This is a genomic window from Pseudomonas sp. GW821-FHT07B01, from assembly GCF_059419065.1.
Genome location: NZ_JBWKRA010000001.1, coordinates 1 through 18,892 on the forward strand (window position 1 = coordinate 1; position 18,892 = coordinate 18,892).

17 protein-coding genes, 2 tRNA genes and 1 riboswitch are annotated in these 18,892 nt (G+C 61.7%); of the genes, 8 read left to right on the forward strand and 11 right to left on the reverse strand.

Features of this window, described 5'->3' with window-relative positions; genetic code table 11:
• The 4 genes from AC07S6_RS00005 to uvrB form a co-directional block, all read right to left on the reverse strand.
• Positions 1-76, reverse strand: a tRNA-Glu gene (locus AC07S6_RS00005).
• A 79-nt stretch (positions 77-155) separates the two neighbouring features.
• A tRNA-Ala gene (locus AC07S6_RS00010) sits at positions 156-231 on the reverse strand.
• A gap of 147 nt (positions 232-378) precedes the next feature.
• Positions 379-1,860, reverse strand: a complete 1,482-nt coding sequence (gene gltX, locus AC07S6_RS00015) for a glutamate--tRNA ligase (protein ID WP_019820852.1) — start codon at positions 1,858-1,860, stop codon at positions 379-381.
• A gap of 184 nt (positions 1,861-2,044) precedes the next feature.
• Complete coding sequence (gene uvrB, locus AC07S6_RS00020; RefSeq protein ID WP_057977608.1) at positions 2,045-4,060, reverse strand: excinuclease ABC subunit UvrB; 2,016 nt, start codon at positions 4,058-4,060, stop codon at positions 2,045-2,047.
• A 343-nt stretch (positions 4,061-4,403) separates the two neighbouring features.
• Here uvrB and AC07S6_RS00025 point away from each other — a divergent pair, with 343 nt between their 5' ends.
• The gene (locus tag AC07S6_RS00025; protein ID WP_034116881.1) at positions 4,404-5,600 is read left to right on the forward strand and encodes an amino acid aminotransferase; all 1,197 of its coding nucleotides are present in this window, start codon (positions 4,404-4,406) and stop codon (positions 5,598-5,600) included.
• Between the two features lie 101 nt (positions 5,601-5,701).
• Positions 5,702-5,911, forward strand: coding sequence for a hypothetical protein (locus tag AC07S6_RS00030; protein WP_005789784.1), 210 nt, complete (start codon positions 5,702-5,704; stop codon positions 5,909-5,911).
• Positions 5,912-6,017: 106 nt separating this feature from the next.
• Here the strand turns inward: AC07S6_RS00030 and ptrR are convergent, their stop codons facing one another.
• On the reverse strand, positions 6,018-6,890 hold the full coding sequence (gene ptrR, locus AC07S6_RS00035; protein ID WP_495111445.1) for a putrescine utilization regulator PtrR: 873 nt from the start codon (positions 6,888-6,890) through the stop codon (positions 6,018-6,020).
• A 247-nt stretch (positions 6,891-7,137) separates the two neighbouring features.
• Here ptrR and AC07S6_RS00040 point away from each other — a divergent pair, with 247 nt between their 5' ends.
• Positions 7,138-8,532, forward strand: coding sequence for an aldehyde dehydrogenase family protein (locus tag AC07S6_RS00040; RefSeq protein ID WP_495111446.1), 1,395 nt, complete (start codon positions 7,138-7,140; stop codon positions 8,530-8,532).
• A gap of 18 nt (positions 8,533-8,550) precedes the next feature.
• On the opposite strand, the gene AC07S6_RS00045 is transcribed toward AC07S6_RS00040, so the two are convergent.
• Positions 8,551-8,856: a protealysin inhibitor emfourin gene (locus tag AC07S6_RS00045; RefSeq protein WP_034126226.1), complete on the reverse strand. Its 306-nt coding sequence runs from the start codon at positions 8,854-8,856 to the stop codon at positions 8,551-8,553.
• 29 nt (positions 8,857-8,885) lie between these two features.
• The gene (locus tag AC07S6_RS00050) at positions 8,886-9,947 is read right to left on the reverse strand and encodes a M4 family metallopeptidase (protein WP_495111447.1); all 1,062 of its coding nucleotides are present in this window, start codon (positions 9,945-9,947) and stop codon (positions 8,886-8,888) included.
• A gap of 136 nt (positions 9,948-10,083) precedes the next feature.
• Here AC07S6_RS00050 and AC07S6_RS00055 point away from each other — a divergent pair, with 136 nt between their 5' ends.
• From AC07S6_RS00055 to AC07S6_RS00070, 4 genes are all read left to right on the forward strand, one after another.
• Complete coding sequence (locus tag AC07S6_RS00055; protein WP_060764157.1) at positions 10,084-11,013, forward strand: DNA/RNA non-specific endonuclease; 930 nt, start codon at positions 10,084-10,086, stop codon at positions 11,011-11,013.
• Between the two features lie 119 nt (positions 11,014-11,132).
• A riboswitch (cobalamin riboswitch) is annotated at positions 11,133-11,325 on the forward strand.
• A 115-nt stretch (positions 11,326-11,440) separates the two neighbouring features.
• Complete coding sequence (locus AC07S6_RS00060; RefSeq protein ID WP_034126223.1) at positions 11,441-12,451, forward strand: ABC transporter substrate-binding protein; 1,011 nt, start codon at positions 11,441-11,443, stop codon at positions 12,449-12,451.
• A complete protein-coding gene (locus tag AC07S6_RS00065; protein WP_034126222.1) occupies positions 12,448-13,452 on the forward strand; it encodes a FecCD family ABC transporter permease in 1,005 nt (334 codons plus the stop codon). Before AC07S6_RS00060 ends, AC07S6_RS00065 begins: the two co-directional genes overlap by 4 nt.
• Positions 13,449-14,213 carry an ABC transporter ATP-binding protein gene (locus tag AC07S6_RS00070; protein WP_054898581.1) on the forward strand — a complete coding sequence of 255 codons (765 nt, stop codon included), beginning with the start codon at positions 13,449-13,451 and terminating at the stop codon, positions 14,211-14,213. The genes AC07S6_RS00065 and AC07S6_RS00070 overlap by 4 nt, the downstream gene beginning before the upstream one ends.
• A gap of 443 nt (positions 14,214-14,656) precedes the next feature.
• Here AC07S6_RS00070 and AC07S6_RS00075 read toward each other — a convergent pair whose 3' ends face one another.
• Genes AC07S6_RS00075 through tspO form a run of 3 tightly spaced genes read right to left on the reverse strand, consistent with a single transcriptional unit; the run spans position 14,657 to position 16,507 of the window.
• The gene (locus AC07S6_RS00075; protein ID WP_495111448.1) at positions 14,657-15,148 is read right to left on the reverse strand and encodes a GNAT family N-acetyltransferase; all 492 of its coding nucleotides are present in this window, start codon (positions 15,146-15,148) and stop codon (positions 14,657-14,659) included.
• On the reverse strand, positions 15,138-16,067 hold the full coding sequence (locus AC07S6_RS00080) for an alpha/beta hydrolase (protein WP_495111449.1): 930 nt from the start codon (positions 16,065-16,067) through the stop codon (positions 15,138-15,140). The genes AC07S6_RS00075 and AC07S6_RS00080 overlap by 11 nt, the downstream gene beginning before the upstream one ends.
• Positions 16,067-16,507 (reverse strand): tryptophan-rich sensory protein TspO, encoded by a 441-nt coding sequence (gene tspO, locus AC07S6_RS00085; protein WP_003192600.1) that lies wholly within the window; start codon positions 16,505-16,507, stop codon positions 16,067-16,069. The genes AC07S6_RS00080 and tspO overlap by 1 nt, the downstream gene beginning before the upstream one ends.
• A gap of 164 nt (positions 16,508-16,671) precedes the next feature.
• Here tspO and chrA point away from each other — a divergent pair, with 164 nt between their 5' ends.
• Positions 16,672-17,865, forward strand: a complete 1,194-nt coding sequence (chrA, locus tag AC07S6_RS00090; RefSeq protein ID WP_495111450.1) for a chromate efflux transporter — start codon at positions 16,672-16,674, stop codon at positions 17,863-17,865.
• A 105-nt stretch (positions 17,866-17,970) separates the two neighbouring features.
• Here the strand turns inward: chrA and AC07S6_RS00095 are convergent, their stop codons facing one another.
• Positions 17,971-18,534, reverse strand: coding sequence for a nucleotidyltransferase family protein (locus tag AC07S6_RS00095; RefSeq protein WP_495111451.1), 564 nt, complete (start codon positions 18,532-18,534; stop codon positions 17,971-17,973).
• Positions 18,535-18,892: the final 358 nt, after the last annotated feature.

An 18,892-nucleotide genomic window follows, 5' to 3' on the forward strand; every position in this document is an offset into this window, starting at 1 on the left:
TGGCGTCCCCTAGGGGACTCGAACCCCTGTTACCGCCGTGAAAGGGCGGTGTCCTAGGCCACTAGACGAAGGGGACAAAACCTTCTGTACATCTGATCAGAGCTGAGACCTGATCAATTCAAGGACGGTGTGGCCGGAACCTTGAACCTGTAAATTGGTGGAGCTAAACGGGATCGAACCGTTGACCTCTTGCATGCCATGCAAGCGCTCTCCCAGCTGAGCTATAGCCCCTCATCGGTGAGGACGGGGCGAATCTTAATGGCGGTTTGGAAACGTGTCAAATTTATTTTCAACAATTTCCAAAATTTTTTGCCGGGATAACAATCACTTACCGACGAAACCCCGGAAAACCGGGGTTTCGTGCCCTAAGCGGCCTAGTTAGGCGATAGCGCCCAGCAGCTTTTCCCATTCCTTGTTTTCTTTCTTCGACACACCACCAAGCAAATCAAGGGCTTGGCGCAGACGGAAACGGGTCAGGTCCGGGCCGAGAATTTCCATCGCATCGAGCACCGACACCGAACTGGCCTGCCCGGTGATGGCGGCAAACATCAGCGGCATGGCATCGCGCAGTTTCAGCTCAAGGGATTCCACCACCGCCTGGATGGTCGCGGTGATCGCATCCTTCTCCCACTGACGCAGGCTTTCAAGCTTCCACAGGATCAACTGCATCAGCTGGCGAACCTGGTCACCGGAAAGCTTCTTCGACTCGAACAGCTTGGGATCGGGATTCACGCCACCAGCAAAGAAGAAACTGGCCAAGGGTGCGACCTGGCTGAACGTCTCTACCCTGCCCTGCACCAACGGCGCAATTTTCATCATGTACTCGGGGTTCAATGCCCACTGCTGCACACGGGAGGCAAACTCCTCCACGGGCAAGTCACGCAGCCACTGACCATTGAGCCACGACAGCTTCTCGATATCGAAGATCGGCCCACCGAGGGAGACGCGGGACAGGTCGAAGTTGTCGACCATTTCCTGCAACGAGAATTTCTCGCGCTCGTCCGGCATAGACCAGCCCATGCGACCCAGGTAGTTGAGCATCGCCTCAGGCATAAAGCCCATGCGCTCGTAGAACGTCACCGACGTCGGGTTCTTACGCTTGGACAGCTTGCTCTTGTCCGGGTTACGCAACAGCGGCATGTAGCACAGCTGCGGTTGCTCCCAGCCGAAGTATTCGTACAGCAGGATCAGTTTCGGTGCCGATGGCAGCCACTCTTCGCCGCGCAGCACATGGGTGATGCCCATCAGATGGTCATCGACCACGTTGGCCAGGAAGTACGTCGGCAAGCCGTCGGTCTTCATCAGCACCTGCATGTCCATGCGATCCCACGGGATCTCGACGTCACCGCGCAGCATGTCCGGCACCACGCAAACGCCTTCGCTTGGCACTTTCATACGAATGACGTGAGGCTCACCGGCGGCCAGGCGCGCAGCCACTTCTTCCTTGGACAACAGCAACGCACGGCCATCGTAGCGCGGGGTCTCGCCACGGGCCTGTTGCTCGGCGCGCATCTGGTCCAGCTCCTCAGCCGTGCAGAAGCACGGGAAGGCATGGCCCATATCGACCAGTTGCTGGGTGTACTGCTTGTAGATGTCGCTGCGCTCGCTCTGGCGATACGGGCCATGCGGGCCGCCGACGTCCGGACCTTCAGCCCAGGTAATGCCCAACCAGCGCAAGGCATCGAAAATCTGCTGTTCCGACTCACGGGTGGAGCGCAGTTGGTCGGTATCTTCGATCCGCAGGATGAATTCACCACCATGCTGCTTGGCAAAGCAGTAGTTGAACAGGGCGATGTAAGCAGTACCGACGTGGGGATCCCCAGTAGGCGATGGCGCAATGCGCGTGCGGACGGTGGTCATGGCAGGTCTCGAATGGGCGATAAAACTGAAAATTGAAACAAGGGGCGAATGGTAACAGCCTGGGGGATATCTGGAAAACCGAGGCGCGGCCATCGCAGGCAAGCCAGCTCCCACATTGACCGTGTTCACAGATCAATGTGGGAGCCGGGCTTGCACGCGATGGGGCCAGCCCAATCAACGCAAATCAAACAGCCAGCAGGCGCTCGCGCAACTTGCCAATCTCATCACGCGTCTGCGCCGCCGCTTCAAACTCCAGATCCCGCGCCAACTGGTACATCTTCTCTTCCAGCTGTCGAATCCGCTTGGTGATCTCACTCGGTGAGCGCAGTTCGTTCTCGTACTTGGCGCTCTCCTCGGCGGCCTTGGCCATGCCCTTGCGCTTCTTGCTGCGCGAGCCCGGCACGGTGGCGCCTTCCATGATGTCGGCAACGTCCTTGAACACACCTTTGGGGGTAATGCCGTGTTCCAGGTTGAACGCGATCTGCTTGTCGCGACGACGCTGGGTCTCGCCGATCGCCCGCTCCATGGAACCGGTAATGCGGTCCGCATACAGGATCGCGCGTCCATTGAGGTTACGCGCCGCTCGGCCGATGGTCTGGATCAGCGAGCGTTCGGAGCGCAGGAAGCCCTCCTTGTCCGCATCCAGGATCGCCACCAGCGACACTTCCGGCATGTCCAGGCCTTCACGCAGCAGGTTGATCCCCACCAGCACATCGAAGGTGCCCAGGCGCAGGTCGCGGATGATTTCCACGCGTTCCACGGTGTCGATGTCCGAGTGCAGGTAACGCACGCGCACGCCGTGGTCGGCCAGGTAATCAGTCAAGTCTTCGGACATGCGCTTGGTCAGGGTGGTGACCAGCACCCGCTCTTCCAGGGCCACACGCTTGTTGATCTCCGAGAGCAAGTCGTCGACCTGGGTCAGCGCCGGGCGAATTTCGATTTCCGGGTCCACCAGGCCAGTGGGTCGTACCAGTTGTTCGATGACGCGGCCCGCGTGCTCGGCTTCATAATTGCCGGGCGTGGCAGATACGAAGATGGTCTGCGGGCTGATGGCTTCCCACTCGTCAAAGCGCATTGGCCGGTTGTCCAGCGCCGACGGCAGGCGGAAGCCGTACTCCACCAGGGTTTCCTTACGTGAGCGGTCGCCCTTATACATGGCCCCCACCTGCGGCACGCTGACGTGGGATTCGTCGATCACCAGCAAGGCGTCCGGTGGCAGGTAGTCATAGAGGGTCGGTGGCGGCGCCCCGGAGTCACGGCCCGACAGGTAGCGCGAGTAGTTTTCGATGCCGTTGCAGTAGCCCAGTTCCAGGATCATCTCCAGGTCGAAGCGAGTGCGCTGCTCCAGGCGCTGGGCTTCCACAAGTTTATTGTTGGAGCGCAAGTATTCCAGGCGCTCGGCCAGCTCGACCTTGATGCCCTCGATGGCGCTCATCAGGGTTTCGCGTGGGGTCACGTAGTGGCTTTTCGGGTAGAAGGTAAAGCGCGGCAGCTTGCGGATCACCTCGCCGGTCAACGGGTCGAAGGCCGACAGGCTTTCGACCTCATCATCGAACAGCTCGATGCGGATCGCTTCCAGGTCGGATTCGGCCGGGTAGATGTCGATCACATCGCCGCGCACCCGGAAGGTGGCGCGGGCAAAATCCATGTCGTTACGGGTGTACTGCAGGCTCGCCAGGCGGCGCAACAGTTCGCGCTGGTCGAGTTTGTCGCCGCGATCGACGTGCAGCACCATCTTCAAATAGGTTTCCGGGCTACCCAGACCATAGATGCACGACACCGTGGTGACGATGATCGCGTCCTTGCGCTCCAGCAACGCCTTGGTCGCCGACAGGCGCATCTGCTCGATGTGGTCGTTGATCGACGCATCCTTCTCGATAAAGGTATCGGATGACGGCACATAGGCTTCGGGCTGGTAGTAGTCGTAGTAGGAAACGAAGTACTCCACCGCGTTGTTGGGGAAGAACGCCTTGAACTCACCGTAGAGCTGCGCCGCCAGGGTCTTGTTCGGCGCCAGCACCAGGGTCGGGCGATTGGTCTGGGCGATCACGTTGGCGATGCTGAAGGTCTTGCCGGAACCGGTCACCCCAAGCAGCGTCTGGTGCGCCAGGCCGGCCTCGATGCCTTCGACCATCTGACGAATGGCTTCCGGTTGATCGCCGGCGGGTTCAAAACGGGTTACGAGCTGGAAATCCGACATAACGTACCTCGTGAAGTCACCCCAGACTCGACACCGCCAGGGACGAAATAGCTCAGCAACCCGCGAATAGTCATCGCAGGTTGCAGGAAAAAACCATGATAGCTGTAGAAGTGGTGTCGAATGTGACGGGTTTCAAGGCCGTCTTCCTACACGACCTTTATCGTCAATGTTGCAATAAGACTAACGGTCAGCAAATAAACCGAAAAACTTGGCCGAAAAGCCGTTTCCGTTGTCGCTCTCAGCCGTGATGGCCTCTATACTAGCTCCCCGTTTGTGCACCGCTCTAGTGCATTCGGCTGGAGCGCGACACGTCCCTCCTCCCCCCCATAGAGCTGCCGCAAAAATGAGCCTGTTCTCCGCTGTCGAAATGGCACCACGCGATCCAATCCTGGGCCTCAACGAAGCATTCAACGCCGACACACGAACCACCAAGGTGAACCTTGGCGTGGGCGTTTACTGCAACGAGGAGGGGAAGATTCCACTCTTGCGTGCCGTTGCCGAAGCGGAAGCCATTCGTGTGGCGCAACATGCCGCCCGAGGCTACTTGCCAATCGACGGCATCGTGGCGTACGACCAGGCCGTGCAAAAGCTGCTGTTTGGCGCTGAGTCGCCACTGTTGAGCGCAGGCCGTGTGATTACCGCCCAGGCCGTGGGCGGCACTGGCGCGCTGAAAATCGGCGCCGACTTCCTCAAGCAACTGCTGCCCAACGCCGTCGTCGCCATCAGCGACCCAAGCTGGGAAAACCACCAGGCGCTGTTTGAAAAAGCCGGTTTCCCGGTGCAGACCTACCGCTACTACGACGCCGCCACCCACGACGTGAACCGTGCCGGCCTGCTCGAAGACCTCAACGCCCTGCCGCCACAGTCCATCGTGGTGCTGCACGCTTGCTGCCATAACCCGACCGGCGTCGACCTCAGCCCGGCCGACTGGCAAAACGTGCTGGACGTGGTCAAGGCCAAGAACCTGGTGCCGTTCCTCGACATGGCCTACCAGGGCTTCGGCGATGGCATCCACGAAGACGCCGCCGCGGTGCGCCTGTTCGCTGAGTCGGGCCTGACCTTCTTTGTATCCAGCTCGTTCTCCAAGTCGTTCTCGCTGTATGGCGAACGCGTAGGCGCGCTGTCGATCGTCAGCGAGTCCAAGGAAGAAAGCGCGCGCATCCTGTCTCAGGTCAAGCGTGTGATCCGCACCAACTACTCCAACCCGCCGACCCACGGCGCAGCCATCGTCGCCGCCGTACTCAACAACCCGGAACTGCGCGCCCAGTGGGAAGCCGAACTGGCCGAGATGCGCCTGCGCATCCGTGGCATGCGCGAGCAGATGGTGGCCGAACTGGCCAAGGCTGCTCCAGGCCATGACTTCAGCTTCGTCGGCCGCCAGCGTGGGATGTTCTCCTACTCCGGCCTGACCGTTGAGCAAGTCACCCGCCTGCGCACCGAATTCGGCATCTATGCGCTGGATACCGGTCGCATCTGCGTGGCGGCGCTGAACCAGTCGAACATTGGTGCAGTGACCAAGGCGATTGTCCAAGTGCTGTAAGCGGACACACGTTATACGAAGGGGGAAGCCAATGGCTTCCCCCTTTTTATTGGCGAACACACTAGACTGAACACCGACTGGCCCCTTGCTGTGAGAGCTTTATGAGAAACGACGACCTGGATCTGCGCGCCGACCGCGACGAACTGCACGACTACGCCCCACGCGCACCGCAAGCCAAGCGGCAGAAGAGCTTGGTGCTGCAGGTAGCGCTGGGAGTATTCCTCGGTGGGTTGGCGTTATGGCTGGTACAACTGGGCGCGACGGCAATCATGGCCAAACTGGCCATGGGCACCCTGCAATTTGGTGGCTGATGTAAGACACCTGTGGGAGCTGGCTTGCCTGCGATAGCGGTGTGTCAGTCAATGAATCTTTAACTGAACCGCCGCTATCGCAGGCAAGCCAGCTCCCACATTTGATCTAGGGTGCTGGCAGAGTGCGTTCTTGCAGCAGTTTTACGAAACTGTTCAAACTCTGCGACACCGTGCCCCGCCGCCAGATCAGCCAGGTATTCAAGATACGGAACGTGTCGGGCAGCGGCCACACACTCACCGCCGCACACCCCGGCATACTCTCCAGCATACTGCGCGGCATCAGCGCCAGCCCGGCCCCGGCGCTGACACAGGCCAACATGCCGTGGTACGACTCGATCTCGAAGATCCTGCCCGGCACCGCGCCATCCTGTGAGAACCAGTGTTCGAAGTGATGCCGGTAAGAGCAGTTGGAGCGAAACGTATAGATGTTCTCGCCATTCACATCCTGGCCGCGGGTGATCGGCGCGTGATGCAGTGGCGCAATCACCACCATCTCTTCCTCGAACACCGCCACACCCTCTAGCGTGGAATGCAGCACCGGCCCATCGACAAAGGCCGCCGTCAGCCGGCCCGACAGCACACCTTCGATCATGGTGCCCGAGGGACCCGTGCTCAGGTCTAGCTCGACCTTGGTGTATTGCTGGTTATACGCCGCCAGTAACGCAGGTATACGGACGGCCGCCGTGCTCTCCAGCGAGCCCAGGGCAAAGGCGCCTTGGGGCTCCTCCCCCGCCACCGTCGCACGGGCTTCTTGCACAAGGTCGAGAATGCGCCGCGTATAGCCAAGGAAATTCCACCCGGCCGGCGACAGGCGCAGGCGGCTTTTCTCGCGGATAAACAACTCCACGCCCAGGTCCTGCTCCAGTTGTTTGATGCGCGTGGTGAGGTTCGATGGCACGCGATGAATCAACTGCGCGGCGGCGCTGATGCTGCCTTGCTCGGCAACGGCCTTGAAGATTTCCAGCTGCACCAGATCCAAATCATTCTCCAATCATGTACATGATCGTTCCCACGCTCTGCGTGGGAACGCTGCCTCGGACGCTCCGCGTCCGATCGTTGGCGCATAGGTCTTTGACGCGGAGCGTCATGGGATGCATTCCCACGCAGAGCGTGGGGACGATATAACATTCTCGAATTGAGAACATATTACTTATTATTATTCAGTTTCCAGAAAACATACAGCCCCGTACGCTGGTCCCATTCCACTCATTCAGCCGGACGGTGCCATGAACAATGTTATCTCCCACCAGACCCACGCCCTGTCGATCAACCCCGCCAACGGCGAAACAGTCGGCAGCTACCTCTATGAAAGCGCGGAACAGCTGAACGCCGCCCTCGCCCGCTCGACCGATGCCTTCCGCACCTGGCGCCGCACGCCTGTGAGCCAGCGCGCCGAATACCTGCTGGCCCTGGCTGCCGCCCTGCGTGAGCAAGCTGAAGACATGGCGCAAATGATCACCCTGGAAATGGGCAAACCCATCGCCCAGGCCCGTGCCGAAATCGAAAAGTGCGCCCAACTGAGCGAATGGTACGCCGCCCACGGCCCGGCCATGCTCGCCCCGGAGCCCACCCTGGTGGACAACGGCAGCGCCCGGATCGAATACCGCCCACTGGGGCCGATCCTCGCGGTAATGCCGTGGAACTTCCCGGTATGGCAAGTACTGCGCGGCGCGGTGCCGACCCTGCTTGCCGGCAACACCTACGTGCTCAAACATGCGCCCAACGTAATGGGCAGCGCCTACCTGATCCAGCAAGCGTTGCGCAAAGCCGGTTTTGCCGAAGGCGTGTTCGAAGTCATCAACGTAACCCAGGACGGCGTGTCCACCGCTATCGCCGACCCACGCATCGCCGCCGTGACGCTCACCGGCAGCGTGCGCGCCGGCATCGCCATCGGCTCACAGGCCGGGGCCGCATTGAAGAAATGCGTACTGGAACTGGGCGGCTCCGACCCCTTTATCGTACTCAACGACGCCGACCTCGACGCTGCCGTACAAGCCGCGGTCATCGGCCGCTTCCAGAACAGCGGCCAAGTCTGCGCCGCCGCCAAGCGCTTGATCATCGAAGCGGGCGTGGTTGAAGCCTTCACCGCCAAGTTCCTTGAAGCCAGCCGCGCCCTGGTGATGGGCGAGCCCACCTCCGACACCACCTATATCGGCCCCATGGCGCGCTTTGATCTGCGTGACGAACTGCACGGCCAGGTCCAGGCGACCCTGGAAGAAGGCGCCACGCTGCTGCTGGGCGGCCATAAAGTCACGGGCGCGGGCAATTACTATGAACCGACCATCCTGGCCGACGTCACCGACCACATGACGTCGTTCAAACAGGAACTGTTTGGCCCCGTGGCCTCGATCATCACTGCCCGCGACGCCGAGCACGCCGTGGCGCTGGCCAATGACAGCGAGTTTGGCCTGACCGCGAGCATCTTCACGGCCGATTCCGCAAAGGCGCGGGCGATTGCCGATCAGTTGGAAACCGGCGGGGTCTTTGTCAACGCGTTCAGCGTGTCAGACCCGCGGGTGGCATTTGGCGGCGTGAAGAAAAGCGGGTTCGGCCGCGAGCTGTCGCACTTCGGCGTACGCGAGTTCTGCAATGCGCAGACGGTATGGCTGGATCGTAAGTAGCCTGCCAGCATTGGCGCTTCAACAATTAATATGCCGTCGCACGCACTGCACCAAACCGTCCAGTGCCGGGGGATTCACCGGCGCGAGTACACAGACTGTGTGCTCGCGCTCGCCCTCCGCTACTGTCAGGGTGTAATGCACTCGGCCTGGGTTGCCAGGCTCGGGATCGGTGCTTTGCGGCAACTGGAAAAAATCGCACGCTTCAATCAGTTGCCGCAACTCCTGCTGGTCGGGCTCGGGCAACGCGTCCAACTCTACCGTGCGCGGCTTGGCCAACCCCGGAAAAAACGCCGGTCCGCCGCTTTCCTTGATTGAAATTCGCATGGCTGTTCCTCGCCGCGCAGGCGGCTTCGTCAAACGTTTATACCTACCGCTTTCCAGCCTTCCTTGACTGCCTTGTGCTCAGCTTTGTTCACACCATAAAGCTGGCCGGCAATGTCGTGGGTGATGCGCGCAAAACGCAAAAACCCGGAATTGGGTCGCAGCCGCGAATCGCGCAGTGCGTCATACCAGATACGCCCGGCACGCTCCCAGGCGAACCCGCCAATCCGGGTGGCCACCTGATAGAACGCGTGGTTGGGAATGCCGGAATTGATATGCACCCCGCCATTGTCCTCGTAAGTTTGCACAAAATCATCCATGTGCCCAGGCTGTGGGTCTTTGCCCAGCAGCTTGTCATCAAACGCAGTGCCTGGCGCCTTCATCGAGCGCAGCGCCGTGCCCTTGATCTTTTTGGTAAACAGCCCCTTGCCGATCAACCAGTCGGCGTCCTCGGCCGTTTGCTTCAGCGCGTACTGCTTGATCAACGAGCCAAACACATCCGACAACGACTCGTTCAGCGCACCGGACTGGTTGAAGTACATCAGCTTGGCCTCATCCTCGGTCACGCCATGGGCCAACTCATGGCCAATAACGTCGAGTGCCACGGTGAAGCGGTTGAACAACTGCTGGTCACCATCGCCGAACACCATCTGGGTCGAATTCCAGAAGGCATTGTTGTAGTCCTGGCCGAAGTGCACCGTGGCGTCCAGCGCCATGCCCGCATCGTCGATGGAGTTGCGGTCGAAGACCTGGTCGAAAAAATCGAAGGTTGCGCCCAGGCCGTCATAGGCTTCGTCCACCGCGGCATCGCCACTGGCGGGCTGCCCTTCGCCGCGAATCAGCTTGCCGGGCAGGCTGTCGGTGTTTTCGGCACTGTAGATCGAGCGTTGCTTCTCGGCGCCCACGGCCAGTGCCATGCGGGCCGGGCCCTTGGCGGGTACCGCGACCATGCGCAACGAGCGAAACGTGCTGTCCTTGGCACGCGTGCGTAGTGCAACTTCCCGTTGGGCTTTGTCACCGTGGCGGGCGATCTGGTCGAACATGTACGGCGGGATCAGGCAAAAAATCGGGTTGCGCGGTTGGCGAACACACATGAGCTGGCTCCTTTTTGGCGTGTGATGAACGTCCGGGTAACGGTTTTCAGGATAGTCCTGAGTTCGCCACCTGGGCCAAATTGTCATGGTTTTGTGTTTCAGTGGTGTTTATCCCAGGCCCATAAGGAACATGCCCATGCCCGCCCGCGCAGCCAACATCGACCTTTCCCACCGCCCAAGGCTTGCCGACCTGCGCCCATTGGTCGCGGCCAGCCCCACCCTGCTGGAAGCCAGAGCCGCGACGCCGCGCGTCACCGCGGCCAAGGACCTCAAAAACCGCGCGGGCTATGCCGACGACTTCCTCAGCGACTTCGTGGTGCCATGGCCCACGGTTGACCAGCCACTGGCGGGCGATGTGCAACCCCAGCGCCTGGACTACACGCACTTCTCCATCACAATGTCGCGCGCTCGACGACTGGCGCTGTACGTGGGGGTGAATATCGATGGCGCCAAGCATGTGGACATCACGCGCAGCAACGACACCTGGGCCTACGATGGTCGCCTGCCCCTGGATGCGCAGGTAGGTGAAGACCTTTATGCCGGCAATGGCCTGGACCGCGGCCACCTGGTGCGGCGCCAGGACCCCAACTGGGGCGACGAGGCCAACACCGCCAACTTCGACACCTTTCACTTCACCAATTGCTCACCCCAAATGAGCGGCTTCAACCAGAAGACCTGGCTGGAGCTCGAAGACTACATCCTCGACAACACCCAGCGCTGGAAAGCCCGGGCCACGGTGTTTACCGGGCCAGTGTTCGCCGATGACGACCGACTGTACCGTGGCGTGAAAATCCCCAAGGCGTTCTGGAAAGTAGTGGCCTACCTCAGCGACGATGGCAAGCCTTCCGCCAGCGCCTACATGATTGACCAGAGCCGCGAACTGGGCCAACTCGACCTGGTATTCGGCCCGCTTCGAACCTACCAGCGCAGTGTGATTGCGATCGAACAACTGACCGGCATCCGCTTCGCCAACCTGGCCGACTACGACGGCTTCAGCAACGAAGAGCGCGCCACAGGCACCCGGATCGAAGCGTTGATCCGCGGCCCCCAGGATATTCGGCTCTGACGCTTCTTTTGTAGGAGCGAGCTTGCTCGCGAAGAACAGGAAAGCGCCGCGGGGCATCAGGTGCCCAGCGTTATCGTTGACGACCTTCGCGAGCAAGCTCGCTCCTACAGGGGGTGATCGCTTACCATACCGCCGCCGGTTCCCGTATGGGACTAACAGGGAATTCGAAACGCCGCACGCGACGTGAACCGAAACTGCCCCCGCAACTGTAGATGCCGAGCCTGCCCTTGAATGCCACTGGACCACGTCCGGGAAGGCGGGGCATGGCGACGACGCATCAGTCAGGAGACCTGCCGGCCCAGCTAACTCACTAACCGGCGGGGTGTCCGGGAAGGACATCCTGGCCCTGCGCATCAGCAGCCTCCATGGGCGTATTTCCGAGCCGTACCTCCCCTGCTGCACCTACGGTTCACAAGGAGATCGCCTCATGCTGCCACGCGTTACCGCCCTGATCGCAGGCTTGGGTATGTGTGCCCTGGCGCAAGCCGCGCCCACTCAGTACCCGCTGACCCTGCAAAACTGCGGCAGCACCCTGACCTTCCAGCACGCCCCCGCCCGCAGCGTCACCATCGGCCAGGCCGCCACCGAGATGCTGTATGCCCTGGGCGTGGGCGACAAGGTGGTCGGCACTTCGCTGTGGTTCAATAACGTGGCGGCGCAGTACAAGGCCCAGGACGATCACATCGAGCGCCTGGCCAACAACGAGCCCAGCTTCGAAGCCGTACTCGCCAAGCGCCCGCAACTGGTGGCCGCCGAGCTGGAATGGGTGGTGGGCCCCCAAGGCGTGGTCGGTACCCGTGAACAGTTTCATGAACTGAAGATCCCCACCTACCTGTTGCCGTCCGATTGCGAAGGCAAGGACAACCTGGTCGGCGCCGACGGCACGCGATTAGAGCCCTTTCGCATCGAGACGATCTACCAGAGCCTCCAGCAACTGGCGCAGATTTTCGACGTGCAGGATCGCGGCCAACAACTGACCGACGAACTCAAGGCGCGCCTGGCCAAATCCGTCGCCACGGCCCAGGGCAAGGGCTTGCAGCAAGCCAGCGCACTGGTGTGGTTCTCCAGCGCCGAAATGGCCAGCGACCCTTACGTAGCCGGCCACAAAGGCGTGCCGCAATTCATGCTGCAAACCCTTGGCCTGCGTAACGTGGTGCAGTCCGATGAAGAATGGCCTGCCGTCGGCTGGGAAACCATCGCCAAGGCCAACCCCACCTTCCTGGTGATCGCACGCATGGATCGCCGTCGCTACCCGGCCGACGACCATGAAAAGAAACTCGCCTTCCTGCGCAGCGACCCCGTGACCCGCAACATGGACGCGGTGAAGAACAACCGCATCATCATCCTCGACGCTCTGGCCTTGCAGGCGAGCCTGCGCACCTTCGAAGGCCTTGAACAACTGGCGGCCGCCATTGACGGCTACCACCTGGGCCAATGATGCGCACCCTACTCGCCCTGGCGTTGCTGCTGCTCGCCCTGCTCGCTGGCGTCGCCATCGGTGAAACCGCCATAGAACCGCAGGTGGTGCTGCAGGTGCTCGCCAATAAACTCTGGGGCGCCAGCTATGCACTGGACCCCATCGACGAAGGCGTGGTGTGGAACTACCGCCTCACCCGTGCATTGGTGGCCGCAGCTTGCGGCGCAGGGTTGGCAACGTGCGGGGTGATCCTGCAATCGCTGCTGCGTAACCCGCTGGCCGACCCGTACCTGCTGGGCATCAGCGCCGGCGCTTCAACCGGCGCGGTGCTCGTGGCCTTGATCGGCGTGGGCGGTGGCCTGGTGTCGTTGTCGGCGGGCGCGTTTGTGGGGGCGATGGCGGCCTTTGCGCTGGTGACTCTACTCGCACGAGCCAGCGGATCGTCCAGCGGCACCGGGCAGATTATCCTCGCGGGCATCGCCGGTTCACAGTTGTTCAATGCCCTGACCGCGTTCCTGATCACCAAGTCGGCCAGCTCCGAACAAGCCCGCGGCATTATGTTCTGGCTGCTGGGCAACCTCAGCGGCGTGCGCTGGCCGTCGGTGTGGTTGGCGGTGCCGGTGGCGGTCGTGGGGCTCGCCGTGTGCCTGTGGCACCGGCGTGCACTGGATGCGTTCACCTTCGGCAGCGACTCGGCAGCCTCCCTCGGCATCCCGGTGCGCCGCGTGCAATTTGTGCTGGTGGCCTGCGCCGCGCTGGTGACGGCGGTGATGGTATCCATCGTCGGCTCCATCGGGTTTGTCGGCTTGGTGATTCCCCATGCGGTGCGCCTGTTGCTTGGCACCGGGCATTCGCGTTTGCTGCCGGCCAGTGCCTTGGGTGGCGCGCTGTTTTTGATCGCTGCGGACGTGCTGTCGCGCACCTTGATCAAGGGCCAGGTGATTCCGGTGGGTGTGGTCACCGCATTGGTGGGCGCGCCGGTGTTTGCGCTGATCCTGATCGGCCGGAGGAATGCCCGATGAGCGTACTCAGTTGCCGCGGCCTGGGCTTCAAAGTGCGTGACGCGCAGTTGCTGCGTGACATTGACCTCGACGTGCAGTTGGGTGAAACCCTCGGTATCGTCGGGCCCAATGGTTCAGGCAAATCCACCCTGCTCAAATTGCTGGCCGGCTTGCGTGTGCCGGCCAGCGGCGAAGTTCGCCTGGGTGGCAAGCGGCTCGGTGAGTTGTCGCGCCGCACCATCGCGCAGCAATTGGCGGTCGTGGAGCAACAGGCCGACACCGACGACGCGATCCGCGTGTTCGACGCCGTGGCCCTGGGCCGCACGCCTTGGCTGTCGGCGTTGAGCCCGTGGTCACGCGAGGACGACGCCATCGTGCACCAGGCCCTACATGACGTAGACGCCACCCACCTGAGCCAACGCGCCTGGCGCAGCCTCTCGGGTGGCGAACGCCAGCGCGTGCACATCGCTCGCGCCCTGGCGCAACGCCCGCAGATTTTATTGCTGGATGAGCCGACCAATCACCTGGATATCCAGCATCAACTGGCGATCCTCAAAGGCGTGCAAGGCTTGCCCGTGACCACCTTGATTGCGCTGCATGATCTGAACCAGGCGTTGACCTGTGATCGCCTGGCCGTGCTGGATCGCGGGCAACTGGTGGCGCTGGGCGCGCCGCTGGAGGTGCTGACGCCACAGCGCTTGCAGGAGACATTCGGGGTGCAGGGGCATTACCTGACGGACCCGTTCGACGGCGCGCAAATCCTGCGCCTGCGCTCCAACTGAATCCGTAGGTTGGGGCATCTTGCTCTGGTGACGGTCTGACTGCCAACTGTGGTCCAAATGTGGGAGGGGCTTGCCCCCGATGAGCATAGGTATCTACACAACTTCGGTACGACGCTAAACCTGTGGCGAGGGAGCTTGCTCCCGCGAAGGCCTGGCAGCCGACGCTGATCTAACTGACGCACCGCGATCCAACTGTGGGAGCTGGCTTGCCTGCGAAGACGGCTTGACAGTCAACACAGTTGGACCGTGTACATATCCATTCCTGCGGTAACGGCCACTTAGGGTGCCGCCCTGACGGCGGCTCACTTTGCAAAAGCGGCAAAGTAAGCAAAACGCTCTTGCCCCACCACTCGGCACCTCGCCCAGGCTCGGTGTGCCCGTAATCCGTCAGTGATTTGGGGGGGGGCGCCGCCATCGGGGGCAAGCCCCCTCCCACATTGGTTCTACAGAGGCAGGTGCATGTGGGTGGTTTGCCATATCGGGTCGGCCTCGACATCCACCACCTCGAACCCCTGCCGCTGCCAGAATTCAATCGCACCGGGCAGAAACGGATGGGTGTGCAGGTACATCACCTCTACGCCATCGGCCCGCGCCAGCGCTTGCAGCGAGCGGTATAACCGGCCCGCCAGGCCCGAGCGTCGCGCTGCCGGGAGCACATACAGGCGCACCACTTCCACCGTCTTGCGCCCCTGAAAGTTCAACTGCGGGAAGCGGCCGTCGTAGGGCCGATAAGCCACCGAGGCAACGATCCGGCCTTCGGCACGGGCAATCAAAAATCGCCCGCCGCCCTCAAGGTAGATGGCTTCAAACTGCGCCAGATCGTGGGGAACACCGGTGGCACTGAGCGTGGGAAACAGTTCCTCACGCGCCTGCAAAGCGAAGCTCAGCACCTGGGGAATGTCAGCGGCCTGCACCGCCTCGATACTAACGCTCATCGCCAAGGATACGGGCCGTTATCCATTGGCGAGCGTAAGCCAACACGCGATCGGCCATCGCCACCGGAAAGTGAATAAACCCGTGGGCCGCTTCCGGCAACAGATGGGCCTCAACCTTCGCCCATCGCTCGGCAATCAGCAGGGTGTCATCCTTGAGCGGGTCCAGTTCGCCCACGAACATCAACGCTGGCGGCAGCCCTTCAAAGTCCCCATACAAGGGCGACAACGGTGGCTGTCGACGCGTCTCGTCGCTGATCCCCGGCGTCAGCAGGCGCAGCGCCTGAACCATGCCCGGCCCGTCCAGCAACAAGGTGTCCGGCCCGGCCGTGCGCACACTGGGGGTGCCGGTCAAATCGTAGACGCCGTAATACAACACCGCGCCGCTTACCCGCTGGAGCAACTCGGGCCATTGCTTGAGCGCCAACAAAGTGGCCGCCGCCAGGTGCCCGCCGGCCGACTCACCGACAAAAAACACCGGCAGGCCGGCAAACTCCGGGCAGTCCGCCAAAAGCCAGCGCGCAGCCGTCAGGCAATCATCCAGCAGCCCTTCGATCGGCGTATCCACCGCCAGCCGATAATCCACCGACACCACCGCCACATCGCACGCGTTGACCATGCCAAGGTTAAGGTCGTCATCCATTTGCGCATTACCGATCACCCAGCCACCGCCGTGGATATCCAGCACCACGCCTCTTGGCGGGCCAGCGGGCCGCAGGATGCGCAAGGGGATCGCCCCGAGCATTTTGCGTTCCGCCAGCGGCGCCTTCTTGAAGGTCTGGCTGGCACGCAGCAGCGCCTGGATCAGACGCGGCATCACGCGGTTGCGGACCTTGAAGCGCGGCATCCACGCCAGTTTGCGATTGAAGCGGCGCATCTGGGCCAGTTCGGGCTCGCTGGCGGGCCAATGCTGGTAGGCCATCAGCGATTATTACGCAGGATCGAGAAGTTCAACGCCGCGGCCACGCACAGCCATGCCAGATACGGGAACAGGATCAGGCCGGTGATCAAATCCAGACGCACGGCCAGCACCACCATCGCTGCCACGGTGAGCCACAAGAGCACGATAATTACCATCCCGGCGAACAAGCGATGGGCACCAAAGAACACCGGCGTCCACAGGGTATTCAACGCAATCTGCGCTGCCCACAGGGCCAACACCATTTCGCTGCCGGGGATCAGGGTCAAGCGGTAACCGGCCCAGGCCAACAGCAGGTAGATGATCGTCCATGCCACCGGGAACAGCCAATTAGGCGGGGTGAAGCTGGGCTTGACCAGGGATTCGTACCAGGCGCCGGGTTTGAAGATCACGCCAGTGCTGGCGGCGGCGGCGCAGGCGAGCAGGAAGATGAAAAAGGTCATGGTCGGTCCTTGAGGTTCAGTGGATGGAAAACAGTACACTGCTTTTAAGTGACTCGAACAACCGCGGATAAATTCAATGGGGGCGGCAAAATACCCGCGCTTCTACGCGTCATGAAAATTGGTTATGGTCGGCAACATCCAGCACCGTTGCCCGAGACATCCCCTTGCCCCAGCTTGCCGATCACCGCAGCCGCCCCTGGTCAGTGTTCCTGATCTTCCTGCGCCTGGGCCTTACCTCCTTCGGCGGGCCGATTGCACACCTGGGTTATTTTCGCCAAGAGTTCGTCACCCGCCGCCGCTGGCTCAGCGAGCGTAGCTATGTCGAACTGGTCGCGCTGTGCCAATTCCTGCCCGGCCCGGCCAGCAGCCAGGTCGGTATCGCGTTGGGCCTGTCCCGCGCAGGTTACCGGGGCGCGGCGGCAGCCTGGGCCGGGTTCACCTTGCCGTCGGCCATCGCCCTGCTCCTGTTCGCCCTGGGGATGGCCCACTACGGCAGCACCCTGCCCCCTGGCGCGCTGCACGGCCTCAAGGTGGTCGCCGTAGCCGTGGTGGCCCAAGCCGTGTGGGGCATGGCGCGCAACCTGTGCCGAGGCGTGTTACGGGTGGCGTTGATGTTGACCGCTGCGTGCGTGGTGCTATTGGAGCCCTCCGCCTGGGCTCAGGTCGGGGTCATGGTGGTCGCAGGCGCAGCCGGCCTGTTGCTGCTCAAGCCCGAGAGCAGTGCCGAGCCCGACGCCCTGCCCATCGCCATCACCCGTCGCGCCGGAGCCCTGTGGTTGATGCTGTTTTTGTTGTTGCTGGTGGGTTTGCCAATCCTCGCCACATGGGCACTCAACCCCACGCTGGCGCTGGTGGACGCCTTCTACCGCACCGGTGCCCTGGTATTTGGCGGCGGCCACGTGGTGCTGCCGTTGCTGCAAGCCGAAGTGGTGCCCAGCCAATGGGTAAGCAATGACGTCTTCCTCGCCGGTTACGGCGCCACCCAGGCCGTGCCCGGCCCGCTGTTCACCTTCGCCGCCTTCCTCGGCGCCTCCATGACCCACGCCCCGAGCGGTTGGCTTGGCGGAGTGATCGCGCTGCTGGCGATCTTCGCCCCGTCGTTCCTGCTGATCTTCGGCGCCTTGCCCTTCTGGGCCAACCTGCGCAGAAGCCCGCGCACCCAGGCCGCGCTCGTCGGGGTGAACGCGGCGGTGGTTGGCCTGTTGTTGGCGGCGCTGTACCAGCCGGTGTGGACCAGCGCGATTTTCAACGGCTACGACCTCGCCCTGGCGTTGCTGGCACTGGTCGCGTTGATGGTGTGGAAACTGCCGCCATGGCTGGTAGTGATAAGTTGCGGCCTACTCGGCACGTTACTGTAGGAGCGAGCTTGCTCGCGAAAAACTCACGGGCGCCGCGTTTAATCTGAAGGCACGCGTTATCGTTAACGATTTTCGCGAGCAAGCTCGCTCCTACAGCATTGGGGCTCAGCCTGGCTCGACAATCTTGAGCCATGACCAACGCGCCTGATAACTCCGGGCCTTGTGCAAAAACAGCTCGGGCTCCGCGTGCAGCGGATTGATGCGCAGCACGCCCTGCTCCACATCCTCCAAACCATAAGGCGCATACACCTCACCGGAAGCGATATCCAGCGCAATGCACGTGCCCGCCACCAGGTAACGGTCAACCCCCTGCCGAGCCGAATGCAACTGCGGGTAAGGCCGGCCAAACCGCTGACCATACCAAAGGTGCACCCGCGCCTGATTCCTGACCTCCACATTCACCCCCAGGTCTTGGAACAGCCCCTGCGCCGCACGAATTACCGCGTCTTCCGCCTCGTAGGACAGGTCCTCGTCAAAGTAAAAAACGTCGTAATCCTTCACGCCCTGAGCCGCCGGCAGATTCGCCTGATGGTTCCACACCGCCTGGAACAAACAGCCCGCCGTGAGCATGCACTGCTGCACACCCAGATCCGGCAGGCGCGCGGTGAGTTGCGCATTGATAGGGTTGGCCATGGCCAATTCGAGCAGGGTGTCGACCGTCAATGTCATGTTCAGTCCTCCATAATCTCGCGCAACAATACCACCCCAACATGTCACTTCCGTAGGCGCGGGCTTTAACACCGAAACGAATCAGGAGTTTGACGAAATCACCTCGCGCCCTGCGTAAAACTCAGCGCGAAGCCGAACAAATGAAACCAACATGAAGAATGCCCCCGTCTGCTTGTAAAGCAACTTTACGCAGCACTACTCTTACACGCCTTACCTCAGCTGCCCCCACTGAAATTGATCAGGACACCGGCTAAATGGAGTTCGCCCCTTGCACGCTCCCAAAGGTGCGTATCGCGATACCTGCAACGCCTTCTCGCGCCAAAAGTATGAAGGCCGAGAGCGCTGCATAAATGTGTCT